Genomic DNA, 15,664 nt, shown 5'->3' on the forward strand with positions numbered 1-15,664 from the left:
CTCAGTACGGCGAGCGCCGCCCCTCGGGCTGATGCTTGAAGCGCTTATGCACCCACAAATACTGCTCGGGATGCTTGCGCACGTAGTGCTCGATGGTGCGGTTGATCAGAGCGGTGTCGGCTTCGTCATCGCCGCTGGGGAAGTCGGTTAGCGGTTCACCGAATTCGATCTTATAGCGCCCGCCAGGCAGGCGGTAATGGGCACAGGGGATCACCGCCGCTTTGCCCATGCGGGCGATACGGCTGGTGGAGGTGATGGTGGCCGCGGGGACACCAAAGAACGGCACGTACACGGCGTGTTCGGTGCCGTAGTCCTGGTCCGGGGCATACCACACCACTTCGCCCTGGCGCAGCAGCCGTACTGTTTGCCGCAAGTCACGGCGGTCCACTGAGTGTTTGAGCCAGGTGCCGCGGCCTTCGGTGATCAGGTGATCCAGCAAGGGGTTGTCGTTGGGTCGATACACCACGCTGAAGGTAAAGAACTTGCCGAGCAGGCGGCTGCCGACGTCGATGGAATTGAAGTGCATACCTAGCAGCAGGACCCCCTGGCCGCGCTCTCGAGCGGCTTCCAGGTGCTCCAGGCCAGTGACCGAGAGCCGCTGGCCCAGGTCGATGCGGCGGTTGTGGAAGCTGCCCGCCATCTCCATCAATGCCTCGCCGGTGCTGACCATCACTTTCCGGGCCAGCGCTTCCCGCTCGGTGTCGGAGAGTTCGGGGAAGCACAGACGCAGATTGGTCAGGGCGATATGCCGCCGCTTCCTGGCCAGCCACCAACCCAGATGCCCGATGCCGCGCCCCAGCGCCAGCAGCAGGTCCCAGGGTAACTGGCCGATCAGCCAGAACAGGGCCAGGCCCACACGTGTGGGCCAAAGGCGCGGGTCGCGGGGATCCGTGGGTCGTTGTCGACGTTTAGCCATGGTGCGGTTACTGCGGCTGGGGTTGCGGGTGCCGCACTGGCGGGCGGATGGTGTCGCGGGTGCTGAGGCTGGCCAGCATCAGAGCCAGCGGCATCCACAGGCTCATCCAACTGGGATGGAACGGCACCAATAGATAGGCGCCCACCGACAGCATGGCGAGCAGACCCGGTACCACGGCGATCAGGAAGATGGCCCCTTCGCGCAGGTTCTGCTCACCGTCCGGCAGGCGCCAGGCGGGCACCGCCCAGGCGGCGATGAACAGAATCAGCCCCACCAGCCCGGCGGAATGGATTACCGCCAGCAGCACATTGTCCGGGTGAGGAATGATCCGCAGCGCCTCGTCCACGCCCACCAGCAGGGATTCACCGGTTTCCTGGCTGAGGCCGTTGCCAAAGAAGGGGTGGGTGAAGTACTGGCCCATATTGCCAAGCACCTCGAAATCCAGGGACAGGTACAGCGCCACCGCCGCGGCAAGCATGCCGAGTATCCGTTGTTCCGCGCGCAGCAGTACCCAACTGAGCGCCGCCACCAGCAGCATGATGCCGGTGTGCCATTGCACCAGCACCAGGAAGCCGAATCCCACCAGAGCGCCGGCGGCGCGCCGTCCGCCTTTGGCGTTGATGCCTTCCTCCACCGCCTGGGCCAGCAGAATGAAACAGGGTGTGACCAGGGCCATGGTGGTCAGCAGCGGGCCGGGTTGCGGCAGATCGAATATCAAACGCACTGACTCACCAAACAGGGGGCTGCCCAGGGGTTGGGTGGTGTAGTAGCTGATCATGATCACCACCAGCAGCACGGTGGAGGTGAGAGCGGCGTTGGTCAGCGCCTGTTTGAGCGTGTGGCGATAGTACAGATGCAGCCAGCGCAGGATCCCCACCAGGGTGATGATCTCCACCACGCCGCGCACGGTGCGGGAGGTATTGGCGTTATCCGCCCAGGCCATGGTCAACAGCAACCAGCCGAGCAGGGCGTACAGCGGCACCAGCCATGGGGACAGCAACAAGCGGCGATCACCGCTGACCACGGCCCGGGTCAACAGGGTTAGTGACGGCAGAAAGAACAGCACATCCACCACGTTGAGAAGGGCGACCCGGGAATGGAACAGAAAGGGTCCGGTGAACATCACCGCGAAGGAAACCGTCAACCAAAGCCGCAGTCCCCGGCCTTCCAATACGTTAGGGCGCAATGCCGTCATAGATGCTTATCCCGTTGATCGCTCCCGGTGCTCCATCGAGGGAGAACCTGTTAAAGCCCTTGCATGTTGTCCGCCTTCACCGGCGAGTCGGAAGTGTACTGAGCGCGCCGGGGAAAAACCACAGCCTGGCGGGCGGCCGGCAGCGACGCCGGGGGCGACAGTGCCGACAGTGTCCTATGCTACACTGCGCGGCAAATATTGGCTTGTGTCGCCATCCGCAGGGTGGCGTCGAGGAGACGGTGATGCACAACCCGCAAATTCCCCCTTTCGGCCAGGCTCGGGTGCTGGTGGCCGGTGATGTCATGCTGGATCGCTACTGGCATGGGCCCACCGGGCGCATCTCGCCGGAAGCGCCGGTGCCGGTGGTGCGGGTCACGGACATCGAGGATCGTCCCGGCGGGGCCGCCAACGTGGCGCTGAACATGGCCGCGCTGGGCGCCAAGGCCTCCCTGGTGGGGGTCACTGGTGATGATGATGCCGCCCGTCTGCTCGAGGAGAGGCTCGGCGCGGCCGAGGTCACCAGCCGCTTCCAGAAGATCCCGGGACTGCCCACCATCACCAAACTGCGGGTGGTGAGCCGTCAGCAGCAATTACTGAGACTGGATTTCGAGGAATCGTTCCAGGGCGAGGACCCGGCGCCGTTCGCCGCCGAGGTGGAGCAGGGGCTGCGTGACTGCGGCGCTCTGGTGCTCTCCGATTACGCCAAGGGCGCGCTGCGGGATTGTCAGGGACTGATCGCGCTGGCGCGCCAGGCCGGGGTGCCGGTACTGGTGGACCCCAAAGGCACGGACTTTGAACGCTATCGGGGGGCCACTCTGCTGACGCCCAATCTGGCGGAGCTGGAAGCCGTGGTCGGACCGGTGCCGGACGAGAAAACCCTGGTCGCCAAAGGGCAGGAACTGCTGTCCAGTCTGGACCTGGAAGCGCTGTTGGTGACACGCAGCGAAAAAGGCATGACGCTGATCCGCGCCGGCAAGCCGGAATTGCACCTGCCGGCCCGTGCCCGGGAAGTGTTCGACGTTACCGGCGCCGGCGACACGGTGATATCCACCCTGGCGGTGGCGCTGGCCGCCGGCAGCCCCATGGAAGAGGCGGTGGCGCTGGCCAACATTGCCGCCGGTATCGTGGTGGGCAAACTGGGTACCGCGGTGGTGTCTGCGCCGGAATTGCGCCGGGCGGTGCACCAGACCGGTGGCCTGGGGCGGGGCGTGATGACCGAGGAGCAATTGCTGGTGGCGATCGAGGACGCCCGTGTCCAGGGCGAGAAAATCGTCTTCACCAATGGCTGCTTCGACATCATCCATGCCGGTCACGTGGGTTACCTGGATTCCGCCCGCCGTCTGGGCGACCGCTTGGTACTGGCGGTTAACAGCGACGCCTCGATCACCCGGCTCAAAGGCCCCGGCCGCCCCATCAATCCGCTGGAGCGGCGCATGGCGGTACTGGCGGCGCTGGAAGCGGTGGACTATGTGGTGGCCTTCGACACCGACACCCCTGAACCGCTATTGGAAAAGGTGAAGCCCGATGTGCTGGTCAAGGGGGGCGACTACGCCGTCGATCAGGTGGTCGGCGCCGACATCGTCAAAGCCTACGGCGGCAAGGTGGAAGTACTGGACTTCGTCGAGGACATTTCCACCACGCATATCGTGCAAAAAATCCGGAAGAACAGTGAATAGGGAACAGTGAATAAGGAATAGTTAACAATGAACAGTGAAAACGGGGAGTTGTGAATACGCAAATGGCCTTTGCGGTATCGCAATGCCTTTGATGTTCGCTGTTAACTATTCATCGTTCACTTTTCACTGCTTTTTCTGTGTTTTGCCGGGGTCTCCCCGGTCCAGCGCTGGAACGCGCGGATGAAGGCGGCGGGTTCGCTGTAGCCGAGCAGGCGGGCGATGTCCTCGACGCTGCGTTTGGAGTCCGCCAGGTAATTTAGGGCCTTGTTCAGGCGGACGTCGTCGAGAAGCTGCTGGAACGGCCGGCCTTCGGCACTGAGGCGGCGGCGCAGAGTGCGTTCCGGCAGATCAAAGGTGATTGCCACCTCGGCGGCGCCGGGAAAATCCTCCAGAAACAAATCCAGATAGGCGCTGACGCGGTCGGCCAGCTGCTCGCTGGGGGTCTGGCGGCGTGCCAGCAGAGCATCGCATTGTGAGCGGTAAAGTTCATGGGCGGTGCGGTTGTAGCCCGGCAGGGGCAAGGCCAGATCACGGTTTCTGATGGTGGCCTGGCACCAGGGCATGTCGTACTTCACCGGCGCGCGGAAAAACTGTTCATAAAGTTCGCCGTGCTCCGGTTCGGGTAGCGGCAACCAGACTTCCCTCGGTGTCAGATCCAGGCCCAGTTGCGTTTGGATATCGTTGACCAGTTTGAAGGTGCCGACCATGTCGCGCTCGATGAGAATGCGGCGTACTGGCTCGGGCAGCGGAATCGGCTTCAGAATCAGAGCGGTGGTGTCGCTACCCGGCACCAGCGACAACTCGCCGTAGAGATAGGTCAGGGACTGATAGCGGACGCCGAGCTGGAAGCCATCGAAGGCGGTGGCACTGGTCATCAGCAGCATGGTCAGCGGGCCGTAGCCGGCCAGCCCGAACCGCTTTCCCATCTCCATGCCCAGTTGCGGGTCCTCCGCCAGGGGCAGCAGTTCCGCCAGTAGTCGCAGTTCCCGGTCGCGTTCGATTTCACCGTTGGGATCCAGCCTGGCCGCGTCCAGGCCGTGCCGTGCCAGCACCGGCGCGCACTGGATGCCGCGCTGCTCCAACAGATCCAGGGTGTACATCAGGGCAAGAACGGAGCGTTGTGACATAAGTGTCTGGTTAAGCGCCTGGGTTGTGGCCGGAATTATCAATTTCCGGGTCAGCCTAACACGTTCCCCTCGACGGCCGCCAAGCTAGACTGCCGGCATGGCGTGTCCAACAGGAGAACAAGATGAACAGTAAGGTGAACCTGGACGTTCGCGAGCTGAGCACCAAGGTGGCAATCGTCGGCGGCGGTTTTGGTGGCCTGTGCATGGCGATCAAACTGCGGGAGGCCGGAATCGAGGATTTCGTGGTGTTGGAAAAAGCCGCCGAGGTAGGCGGCACCTGGCGGGACAACACCTATCCCGGTGCCGCCTGCGATGTGCAATCGCACCTGTACTCCTATTCCTTCGAAGGCAATCCCGACTGGTCCCGCCGTTACAGTGGCTGGCGGGAGATTCAGGACTACATCCTGCGAGTCACGGACAAGCACCGGCTCCACGACAACATCCGTTTCAACTCGGAGGTGGAAGCGGCCCACTTTGATGAAAAGAGAGCCCGCTGGACGCTGCGGCTCACCGACGGCACCCGTGTCGATTGTCAGCATTGGGTGCTGGCCACCGGCCCGCTGCATGTGCCGTCCATACCTGAGTTCCCAGGGCTGGAAAACTTCAAAGGCAAAGTGTTCCATTCTTCCCAGTGGGATCACGACTACGATCTCGGTGGCAAAAAAGTGGTGTCCGTCGGCACCGGCGCCAGTGCCATTCAGTACGTGCCGGAGATCGCGCCGAAGGTGGATCAATTGACCGTGGTGCAGCGTACCCCGGGCTGGATCGTCCCCCGTGATGAGAGGGCTTATTCACAGCGGGACAAGAACTGGTTCCGTCGCTTCCCGCTGTTGCGCAAACTGCATCGGGCGCGCTTGTACTGGAGCAACGAGTCCCGGGTACTGCCGATCTTTCATCCGCGCCTGGCGTCGCTGCTGGAACCGTTGGTGAAGCAGTTCATCCGCTATCAGGTGAAGGACAAGGACACCGCCCGCAAGTTGACGCCCAACTATCGATTGGGCTGCAAGCGGATCATGATCTCCAATCGCTATTATCCCACCTTCAACCGGCCCAACGTGGAGCTGGTCACCGAAGGGGTGAAGGAAATACGGGAACACAGCATTGTGTTCAGTGACGGTAGCGAGCGGGAGATGGACTGCCTGGTGCTCGGTACCGGCTTCGTGGTGGATCCGCGCATCTATATGAAGGATTTCGAAATCACCGGGCTGCCGGGCCATCGTCTGCAGGACGACTGGCGCAACGCTTCCGAAGCCTACCTGGGGGTCAGCGTGGCCGGTTATCCGAATATGTTCCAGATGGTCGGCCCCAACACCGGGCTGGGCCACAACTCCATTATCTTCATGATCGAGTGCCAGGCCCGTTATATCGTCGACGCCATCAGCACGGTGGCGCGGCGCGGCGTGGACTATCTGGACGTGAAGCGCTCGGATATGGACGCCTTCAACGACCGGTTGCAGAAGGATCTCAAGGGCACGGTGTGGCAGAGCGGCGGCTGTTCCAGTTGGTATCAGCAGGCGGATGGCCGCAATGTGGCGATCTGGCCTTACTCCACCTGGCGCTACTGGCTGAAGACCCGCTCCCTGGACGAGTCCGTTTATCGCTGGGAAAAAGTGGCGGAGAGACACCGGCAGGCGGAGCCGGTGACGGCCTGACACGCCTTTCGAGACTATTCGCTGCCAAGGCAGCTCCCACGGCAGTATCGCTACGAAGCCGCTGTGGGAGCTGCCTTGGCGGCGAATACGAATACCAGCGTCAGAGATCCCCCACCGCCCTGCGGGCTTTCTCCACGTTTTCCCGCAGGTGTTTCGGGTTGACCGTGCCGGCGATCACGGCGCCGACGCCCGGTGTGCCCAGGATCCGGTCGAGACTGGCTTGAACCGGGTCGGCGTGGCCGGCATCAAGATGGCCACTGGCGAACGCCTTCTTGATCAAAATACCTTTGTCGTGTTCGGAGGCGTAATCGATCACCGGTCTTTCCTCATCGTGGGCCAGGTTGTAGGTGACCATGGCCACGTCCGCCCGCCGCAGGGTTTCCAGCCCGCCTTCCACGGTCTTGGTGGAAACACCGATGGCACGGATCAGGCCCTTGCGCTTCAGCTCCGCCAGGGCTTCCAGCGTGCCCTGACGCAGCACTTCCAGATCGTTGCCGTCGGAATGAATCAGCACGCAATCCAGATAGTCGGTGTTGAGGCGGCGCAAGCTGCGCTCCACCGAGGCAATGGCGTGCTCGGGGGTAAAGTCGAAACGGCTCTCGCCATTCTCAAACTCTTCGCCGACCTTGGAAACGATCACCCAGTCCTGTCGGCCACTCAGCAGCTGTCCCAGCCGTTCCTCGCTGCGTCCGTAAGCTGGCGCGGTGTCGATCAGATTGATGTCCAACTCCCGGGCCAGCGCCAGCAGTTCACGCACCGCCTGGTCATCGGGGATGGTGAAGGCGTTGGGGTATTTCACGCCCTGGTCGCGGCCGATCTTCACCGTGCCGAGGCCGAGGGCGCTGACGGTCAGCCCGGTGTCGCCGAGCGGGCGCAGAAACGCCATCAGTGATTCTCCCGCGCGAAGCAGTGGTGCCAGTACGGTTGCCCCAGAGGGGCCTGCGGCAGGTTGTCGGGCGGCGCCATGGCGGGGCCCGGTTGCAGGCCGTGGTCGCGAATCAGGGCTTCGACCCGATCGCCCAGATCCGGCGCCAGCGTCAATTTGGTGGGCCAGGTCAGGATCAGGTCGCCATCGCGGCGGGCATAGGCGTTGTCGGGTTTGGCCAGGCTGTTCTGGCGCGGCTCGGCCCGGCTTACGTCCAGGGTGGCCCAATCGGCGCCGCTGAAGTCCAGCCAGGGGAACAACTGGTCGAGTTCCGTCCGGGCCGCGGCGATCTGTTCGGCGTCGCTGCGCTCCACGCCCCGTTCCGCCAGGTCACCACCGAGATACCAGACCAGGGAGCCGTCCGGCAGAGGGTGGGTGGTGACGGTCAGGCGTGGCTTGCTGCTGGCGCCGACGCAGTGAGCATAGAGCGAATGGCCGAGACGGTGGCGCACCAGCACCATTTTCAGTGGCCGGCTCTGGCTCTCATCCTGGGTGAAGAGATGCCGGGCGTGGGCGCCGTCCAGCAGGGCCGCGTTCCCCTCGCCGGCGGCCAGCACCGACAACTTCGGTCGGATCACGGCGCCATCGAGCCGCACCTCGCGAATGCCCCGCTCACCCCAGGTCAGCCGGCCGTTTAAATCCGGCGCCCGCAACAGGCGGGGCCGCACCGGCGCGGTCAGCACATCGAGCAGGCTCTCGGTATCCACCACCAGGTCGTCGAGCCGGTAAACCTGGCCTTTGAAACGGGCGTTGGCAAGAGCGGAAGGGTAGTCGCCGCGGCGCAAACGCTCGATACGGCCGCGCAGCATTTTACTGGCGAAGAAGGTGGTCATGCGGCTGGCCACGGAACCGGCGGACCACAGATGCTGGGTGTCCGAGAGCACATCAAGACCATTCAGCGGCACCGGACCCTGGCCGCCCATGGCGGCGCGCCAGCGCTCCGGCATGCCGGCGATGGCCTCGGATTCGTTGGACAGGGCGCCGCCGAGGGCGTACTTGAGCCCGCCATGAATAATGCCCTGGCTGGCCAGGGTCTGGGCCCCGCCCAGGGTGCCGGTTTCCAGCAGCAGGCATTGGTAGCCCTGATTCTGCAATTGGTTGATCAACCACAGGCCGGCGACGCCGCCGCCGAAAATGAGAACGTCCGGTTCTAGGGTCTGGGTAGTCATGGCTCACCGCCGGAAAAAGTTGCGGCTATGCTAGCATAGGCCGCCGTCAAGGATGCCGATGTGGATCATCTCTGGGGATGATAGCCGGCGACCTCAAGGTCAACCGTCTCGCCCGTGCCACCGTTTGGATCGTTCTATGCGTTTTTTCTACACCTTGCTTTGGTATCTGTTGCTGCCGTTGCTGTTCGTGCGTCTGTGGTGGCGGGGACGGCGGGCGCCAGCCTACCGGCAACGCTGGCGTGAGCGCATGGCTCTGGGATATCGCCCTGGTACGCTGAAACACAGCGTTTGGATCCACGCGGTATCGGTGGGGGAGACCCTGGCGGCGGCGCCGTTGATCGAAGCCCTGCTGGCGCGCTTCCCGGAAACGCCATTGATCGTGACCACCACCACGCCCACCGGCTCGGAGCGGGTGCGGGCGTTGTTCGGCGACCGGGTTACTCATGTCTACTGTCCGTGGGAATTGCCCGGCGCCTATCGGCGCTTTTTCCGTGCCTTCGATCCGCGGCTGGTAATCGTGCTGGAAACCGAGCTGTGGCCGAATCTGTGCGCCGCCGCCACGGCCCGTGGCGCCAAACTGATGCTGATGAATGGCCGGCTGTCGGAGAAGAGCTATCGCGGCTATGCCAGGCTCGGTGCCCTGGTGCGCCCGATGCTGGGCCGTTTCCAGGTGCTGGCGGTGCAGACTGAAGCGGAGGCGGAACGGTTTCGCCAGTTGGGCGCCGATCCGCAACGGATCAAGGTCAACGGCAGCGTCAAATTCGACCTGACCCTGGACGACCCGGTGAAAACGGCGGCCTCGGCATTGAGGGCGGAGTTCACGCAACGGCCGGTGTGGATCGCCGCCAGCACCCATCCCGGCGAGGACGAGATGGTGCTTGCCGCCCATCGCCAGATTCTGGCTGATCAACCACAAGCGTTGCTGGTGCTGGTGCCGCGCCACCCGGAGCGTTTTGATGAAGTGGCCGGGCTGGCCCGCCGGCGTGGATTTGGCCTCGCCCGGCGCAGTCGGCACGATACGGTGGATGAGCAGACGCAGGTTTACCTGGCGGACACCATGGGGGAATTACTGATGCTGTTCGGCGTCAGCGACGTGGCGTTCGTGGGCGGCTCCCTGGTGCCGGTGGGCGGACACAACCTGTTGGAACCGGCGGCCTGGTCGTTGCCGGTGCTGAGCGGCTGCCATCTGCATAATTTCACCGCCATCGCCGATTTGCTGGATCAGGCCGGGGCCCTGGAGCTGGTGGCGGACAGCGAAGCGCTGGCGCGCGCGGTAGCGGCTTTGTTCGCCGACGCCGATGAGTGCCGGCGGCGTGGGGAAGCGGCGGCGGCCGTGGTGGCCGCCAACCGCGGGGCGCTTCAGCGCGGGATCACCATTTGCGCTTCGCTCTGGCCTTCCAGGTCCGGATCGTAGAGATCCAGACTTTCCTGATCGGACAGCCAGTCATTCAGTGACGCCAGGTCCTCCACATCCAGCTCGCCAGTGGCGGCTTTCAGGTTCAGGGTGTTGAGGATGTAGTCGTAGCGGGCATTGGCGTAGTCACGCAACGCGCCATACAAGGCCTGTTGCGCGTTGAGCAGGTCGACCACGTTACGGGTGCCCACCTCGTAACCGGACTGGGTTGCTTCCAGGGCCGCGCGGGCGGAACGGATCGCTTGTTTGCGGGCACTCACACGCAGCGCATCGGCCTCCACCGTGCGGTAGAAGGTGCGGGTTTGCTGGGTGACGTCACGGATCGCCTGCTGGTACAGCTGGTCGGCGGCATCGGCGCGCAGGGCGGCCTGTTTGCGTTGACTGTTGAGGCCACCGCCACGGAACAGCGGCATGGAAATTTCGATGCCTACTTCCGTACCGTGATTATCCGGGGTAATGCCGGAAGACGTGGTGCCCACCGCGCTGTCGCCTCGTGGAGAGGTGTGGGTGTGGGAGTAGGTGCCCACCAAAGCCACCTGCGGCATCATCGCGCCGAATTGACGGTCGGCGGTGAAACCCGCCGCGGTGGCGTTCCCCTGGGCCACCAGTACCTGGGGATTCCGTACCGAGGCCTTGTCCAGCCAGTCCTGCATTGTTGCCGGTTGCGGCCCTTCCATCGGCAGTTGCTCACGCAGTTCCGCCAGGGTTTCCCAACGCTGACCGGTGAGGGTTTCCAACTGGTCGCGGGCGATGGCGAAGTCCTGCTCGGCGACGATCAGGTTCACCCTGGTCAGGTCATAGGCGGCTTGCGCCTCTTCCACTTCGGTGGCCGGTACCAGACCCACTTCGAAGCGTTCGTTGGTTTGCTCCAGTTGCCGGGAGATGGCCTTTTCCTCGGCCTGGGCCGACACCAGGGTGTCCCAGGCCCGCAGCACGCCGAAGTAGCCCTGAGCCACGCGCAATACGAAATCCTGGCGCGCTTGTTGGAATTCAGCCTCGGCGGTGGAGACCACGGCCTTGGCTTCCTTGAAGCCGTACCAGGCGTCGAGCCGGAACAGCGGTTGCGACAGCGTTACCGTGGTGGCTTCCGAGTCATACTTCTGGTTGAAATTACCTTCCTCGATATCCCGGTCGGTGCGGTAGCGGCCGTAGCGGGCATCGATGGTGGGGAGCAGCGCCGCCCGGCCCTGCACCAGCGTTTCCTGTTCCGCTTCCCAGGTTTGCCGCTCGGCGCGCCAGGTGCTGTCGTAATCCCAGGCGGCATTGGCGACCTGTTTCAGGTCGGCGGCCTGGGCGCCCATGGACAGCAGGGTGATGGCCAGGGCCAGAGGTTTCAGCGGGCTCCGCTTCATATGCGTTTCCTTCCTCATTCTTTTGTTCCGGCTTGTGTCTCGCGCCAGCCGTGCCGGGCATTTTGTCCTTGCACGGCTGGCGCTTGATCCCCACCGACAGGTAACGGTGAAATGGTGAACTGGCCAGTATGGTAATGGCAAGCGAGACGGATTGACACTCCCATCGTCGCGCCCTCGGTTGTCCGTAAATGGGTCGCTGCGTATAGTGTTCGCCTCCCCCATGTTTGTTGTAGCCCTGGAGGCCGATCGTGCCAGACGAGCAACGTAATGCCGCACCCAATGCCATCGACGAGGCCTGCCAACCCATCATGGGTTCGCGGAAGGTGTATGTCTCCGGCAGCCGCCCAGATATCCGCGTTCCCATGCGTGAAATCCGCCAGGATCCGACCCCCCTGGCCAACGGGGCCTTTGAGCAGAATCCCCCCTTATCGGTGTACGACACTTCCGGCCCTTATACCGACCCCGACGCGCGTATCGACATCCGCCAGGGCCTGCCGCCTTTGCGCGACGCCTGGATCGAGGAGCGCGGTGACAGCGAACAGCTTGCCGGCCTGACCAGCGACTACGGCCGCCGCCGCGCCGCCGACGTGGCCACCGCCGGTTTGCGTTTTCCGCATATCCGCGCGCCGCGCCGCGCGCGCCAGGGCGCCAATGTCTCGCAAATGCACTACGCGCGCCAGGGTATTGTCACCCCGGAGATGGAATTCATCGCCATCCGCGAAAGCCAGCGCCTGCGCGAGCATCGCGAAGCCGGCTTGCCGGTGGCGCAGCATCCGGGCCGCAGTTTCGGCGCCGCCATTCCGGACGAGATCACCCCGGAATTCGTCCGCGATGAAGTCGCCCGCGGCCGTGCCGTGATCCCCGCCAATATCAACCACCCGGAAATCGAGCCGATGATCATCGGCCGCAACTTCCTCACCAAGGTCAACGCCAACATCGGCAACTCCGCGGTGACCTCCTCCATCGAGGAGGAAGTGGCGAAGATGACCTGGGCCACTCGCTGGGGCGGCGACACCGTGATGGATCTCTCCACCGGGCAGAACATTCACGAAACCCGGGAATGGATCCTGCGCAACTCGCCGGTGCCCATCGGCACGGTACCGATTTATCAAGCGCTTGAGAAGGTCAACGGTATTGCCGAGGACCTGACCTGGGAAATTTTCCGCGACACGCTGATCGAACAGGCCGAGCAGGGCGTGGATTACTTCACCATTCACGCCGGCGTGTTGCTGCGTTATGTGCCGCTCACCGCCAACCGGGTGACCGGCATCGTCTCCCGCGGTGGCTCGATCATGGCCAAGTGGTGTCTGGCGCACCATGAGGAAAATTTCCTTTACACCCATTTTGAAGACATCTGCGAGATCATGAAGGCCTACGACGTGACCTTCAGTCTCGGTGATGGTCTGCGTCCCGGCTCCATCGCCGACGCCAACGACGAGGCCCAGTTCTCCGAGCTGCGCACTCTGGGCGAGCTGACCAAGATCGCCTGGAAACATGACGTTCAGGTGATGATCGAAGGCCCCGGTCACGTGCCCATGCACATGATCAAGGAAAACATGGAAGAGCAGCTCAAGCATTGCCACGAGGCGCCCTTCTATACCCTGGGGCCGCTGACCCTGGATATTTCTCCGGGCTACGATCACATCAGCAGCGCCATCGGCGCCGCCATGATCGGCTGGTTCGGCACCGCCATGCTGTGCTACGTGACGCCCAAGGAGCACCTGGGGCTGCCCAACCGGGAAGACGTCAAGGAAGGTATCATCGCCTACAAGATCGCCGCCCACGCCGCCGACCTGGCCAAGGGACACCCGGGCGCCCAGTTGCGTGACAACGTGCTGTCCAAGGCGCGCTTCGAATTCCGCTGGGAGGACCAGTTCAACCTGGGGCTGGACCCGGACCGGGCGCGGGCATTCCATGACGAAACCATGCCGAAGCAGGCGCACAAGGTAGCCCACTTCTGCTCCATGTGCGGGCCGAAGTTCTGCTCCATGAAGATCAGCCAGGAGGTTCGCGAGACCTACGGCGACGGACAGGCACAGGTCGACCAGGCCCGTGCCGGCATGCAGGAAAAGTCCCGCGAGTTCCTTGAGCAGGGCTCCAAACTTTATCATGAGGCCAATGAGTAATTCCCGCGCCCCCCGCTTCAGCGCCGCCGATGTGGAAGTGCTGAAGCGGGAAACCCCGTTCAAAGGTTTCTTCCAGGTGGATCGGCTGACCCTGCGTCATCGCCGCTATCAAGGCGATTGGGGCCCCGAACTGACCCGTGAAGTGTTCCTGCGGCAGCCGGCGGCGGCGGTGCTGCCCTATGATCCGGTGCGTGGCGAGATCCTGCTGGTGGAGCAGTTCCGCGTCGGTGCCCTGGGCTGGCGTGATACCCCATGGTGCCTGGAAATGATCGCCGGTATCGCCGACAAGGAGGGCGAGCCGGTGGAGCAGCTGGTGCGCCGTGAAGCGATGGAGGAGGCGGGGATCGAGCTCGGCGAGATGTGCCCTGTGCTCAGCTACATGCCCAGCCCCGGCGGCACCAATGAGCGGCTGCATTTGTTCGTCGCCCGCGCGGATCTGGCCGGTGCCGGCGGTGTTTACGGTTGCGCCGAGGAAGGCGAGGACATCCTGGCGACGACATGGCCGGTGGCGGAAATTCCGGCACTGCTGGAAAGCGGGCGGGTGGATAACGCCGCCTCCCTGATCACCCTTCAATGGCTGCTGTTACATCGGGATGCCCTGGACCGGGAGTGGCGGGGATGACGGTATCTCGCCGCTATCGCCTGAACTTTCGTGATCTGATGGCGCAGTGCGAGGCCAACTATGCCCGCCTTTTGCCGTTGATCCGCGCTCTGGGTGAACAGGACAGCCTGGATCTGTCGCTGGGTGCCGAGCGGCCTCGTACCCTGAACATCCGGGTGCTGGAACGCGCCCCTTATACCACCACTCTGCGACTGGAAGATCAGGGGCTGCACGAAGCCATGCCGGGGCAGCGCCTCACCGTGCGGCTTTACCACGATGCCCGGGTGGCGGAAGTCACCGAGGCCAGCCGCTTCCAACGCGTCAGCGCCCGCTACCCCTATCCCAATCCCGACATGCATCAGCGCGATGAGAAGGCGCAGTGGAATCGCTTTCTCGGTGAGTGGCTGACCCATGTCAGCGACCATGGACGCAGTGCCGCCCCGGTATGGCCGGCGGCCGGTTCCTGAAACGGAACCAGGTTCCTGGTCAATCCTGTAATGGTTGCGTTATAAGTTCCGCGTGGTTCGGCCGCTTGGGGAAGGGGCCGGCGACGCATGGGATGGGCGCCACGGCGCTTGAGGGTAAAACGGATCACTACAAACAGCGGGAGCGCGTACCTTGTCGCAACCGGTAACACCCGTTCGGGTGGTGCAACTGTCGGACTTCCACCTGTTCGCCGACCCGGCCAGCACCATGCTGGGGTTGAATACGCAGCACAGTCTGGAGACCGTTCTTCGTCTGGTTCGCGCCGAGCAGCCGGATATGCGGGCGATCCTGGCCACCGGGGATTTGTCCCAGGACGGCTCCGAGGCGTCTTATACGCGTCTCAAACAGGCGTTGCGAGCCTTTGGTGTGCCGGTCTACTGGCTCGAAGGGAACCACGATGAAACCCACCCCATGCGCGCCATGCTTGCCGATGAAGCCGGCCGGGTCAGCCCCTGTGTCGGCACCGTCGACGGCTGGCGGGTGATCATGCTCGACTCCACCATCCCCGGTCAGGTGCCCGGCGAGCTGTTCGACCGGGACCTGGTGTTTCTGGAACAAGCGCTGATGGAGAGCCGTGACCACCATGTGATGATTTGCCTGCATCACCATCCGGTGCCCATGGGCAGCCGCTGGCTCGATGAGCAGCAAGTGGCCAATTCCGACGCCTTTTTTCGCATCGTTGACCAGCACCCCCAAGTGCGGGCCGTGTTGTGGGGGCATGTTCATCAGGAATACGAAAGCCGACGCAAAAATGTGCGTTTGCTGGCGGTGCCCAGCACCTGCGTTCAATTCAAACCACACAGCGCCGACTTCGCCCTGGACCAATGCAATCCGGGCTACCGTTGGCTGGATCTCTACCCCGATGGGCGCATCGAATCCGGAGTGAGCCGGGTCCAGGGCATGCACTTCACCGTGGATCTCACCGTCAACGGCTATTAACCCCGACGGCGGTTGGGTTGACTCATTCGGCCGCCTTGCTATGCTCTGCGGATTCGGCGGGAGGCCAAGACGGCCGGATGACCCGC

13 protein-coding genes are annotated in these 15,664 nt (G+C 63.6%); 7 read left to right on the forward strand and 6 right to left on the reverse strand.

What is annotated here, in order from left to right; translation table 11 throughout:
- Position 1: 1 nt before the first annotated feature.
- Both lpxL and RYH70_RS03130 read right to left on the reverse strand, forming a co-directional pair.
- Positions 2-916 (reverse strand): LpxL/LpxP family Kdo(2)-lipid IV(A) lauroyl/palmitoleoyl acyltransferase, encoded by a 915-nt coding sequence (gene lpxL, locus RYH70_RS03125; protein ID WP_026948532.1) that lies wholly within the window; start codon positions 914-916, stop codon positions 2-4.
- A 7-nt stretch (positions 917-923) separates the two neighbouring features.
- Positions 924-2,111, reverse strand: a complete 1,188-nt coding sequence (locus RYH70_RS03130; RefSeq protein WP_022997195.1) for a hypothetical protein — start codon at positions 2,109-2,111, stop codon at positions 924-926.
- A gap of 242 nt (positions 2,112-2,353) precedes the next feature.
- Here RYH70_RS03130 and hldE point away from each other — a divergent pair, with 242 nt between their 5' ends.
- Positions 2,354-3,787 (forward strand): bifunctional D-glycero-beta-D-manno-heptose-7-phosphate kinase/D-glycero-beta-D-manno-heptose 1-phosphate adenylyltransferase HldE, encoded by a 1,434-nt coding sequence (gene hldE, locus RYH70_RS03135; RefSeq protein ID WP_080530393.1) that lies wholly within the window; start codon positions 2,354-2,356, stop codon positions 3,785-3,787.
- Positions 3,788-3,903: 116 nt separating this feature from the next.
- Here the strand turns inward: hldE and RYH70_RS03140 are convergent, their stop codons facing one another.
- Complete coding sequence (locus tag RYH70_RS03140) at positions 3,904-4,914, reverse strand: AraC family transcriptional regulator (RefSeq protein WP_116027579.1); 1,011 nt, start codon at positions 4,912-4,914, stop codon at positions 3,904-3,906.
- 122 nt (positions 4,915-5,036) lie between these two features.
- On the opposite strand from RYH70_RS03140, the gene RYH70_RS03145 reads away from it, so the two are divergent.
- Positions 5,037-6,566: a flavin-containing monooxygenase gene (locus tag RYH70_RS03145; RefSeq protein WP_063142370.1), complete on the forward strand. Its 1,530-nt coding sequence runs from the start codon at positions 5,037-5,039 to the stop codon at positions 6,564-6,566.
- A 100-nt stretch (positions 6,567-6,666) separates the two neighbouring features.
- Here the strand turns inward: RYH70_RS03145 and RYH70_RS03150 are convergent, their stop codons facing one another.
- Positions 6,667-7,452, reverse strand: coding sequence for an aldo/keto reductase (locus RYH70_RS03150; protein WP_080530396.1), 786 nt, complete (start codon positions 7,450-7,452; stop codon positions 6,667-6,669).
- Entirely contained in the window at positions 7,452-8,660 is a 1,209-nt protein-coding gene (locus RYH70_RS03155; protein WP_317009766.1) for an FAD-dependent oxidoreductase, read from the reverse strand. The genes RYH70_RS03150 and RYH70_RS03155 overlap by 1 nt, the downstream gene beginning before the upstream one ends.
- Positions 8,661-8,796: 136 nt before the next feature.
- Here RYH70_RS03155 and waaA point away from each other — a divergent pair, with 136 nt between their 5' ends.
- A complete protein-coding gene (gene waaA / locus RYH70_RS03160) occupies positions 8,797-10,074 on the forward strand; it encodes a lipid IV(A) 3-deoxy-D-manno-octulosonic acid transferase (RefSeq protein ID WP_080530398.1) in 1,278 nt (425 codons plus the stop codon).
- On the opposite strand, the gene RYH70_RS03165 is transcribed toward waaA, so the two are convergent.
- A complete protein-coding gene (locus tag RYH70_RS03165) occupies positions 10,020-11,426 on the reverse strand; it encodes a TolC family outer membrane protein (protein ID WP_284455550.1) in 1,407 nt (468 codons plus the stop codon). The two genes, waaA and RYH70_RS03165, sit on opposite strands and share 55 nt — an antisense overlap.
- A 248-nt stretch (positions 11,427-11,674) precedes the next feature.
- Here RYH70_RS03165 and thiC point away from each other — a divergent pair, with 248 nt between their 5' ends.
- From thiC to cpdA, 4 genes are all read left to right on the forward strand, one after another.
- Positions 11,675-13,552 (forward strand): phosphomethylpyrimidine synthase ThiC, encoded by a 1,878-nt coding sequence (gene thiC / locus RYH70_RS03170; protein WP_317009767.1) that lies wholly within the window; start codon positions 11,675-11,677, stop codon positions 13,550-13,552.
- On the forward strand, positions 13,545-14,174 hold the full coding sequence (locus tag RYH70_RS03175; protein ID WP_116027583.1) for an NUDIX domain-containing protein: 630 nt from the start codon (positions 13,545-13,547) through the stop codon (positions 14,172-14,174). Before thiC ends, RYH70_RS03175 begins: the two co-directional genes overlap by 8 nt.
- A complete protein-coding gene (locus RYH70_RS03180; protein ID WP_133491651.1) occupies positions 14,171-14,620 on the forward strand; it encodes a DUF1249 domain-containing protein in 450 nt (149 codons plus the stop codon). Before RYH70_RS03175 ends, RYH70_RS03180 begins: the two co-directional genes overlap by 4 nt.
- A gap of 151 nt (positions 14,621-14,771) precedes the next feature.
- Positions 14,772-15,578 (forward strand): 3',5'-cyclic-AMP phosphodiesterase, encoded by an 807-nt coding sequence (cpdA, locus tag RYH70_RS03185; RefSeq protein ID WP_317009768.1) that lies wholly within the window; start codon positions 14,772-14,774, stop codon positions 15,576-15,578.
- Positions 15,579-15,664 lie beyond the last annotated feature (86 nt).

The sequence above is a fragment of the Alloalcanivorax xenomutans genome, assembly GCF_032810065.1.
GTDB classification, from domain to species: Bacteria; Pseudomonadota; Gammaproteobacteria; order Pseudomonadales; family Alcanivoracaceae; genus Alloalcanivorax; species Alloalcanivorax xenomutans.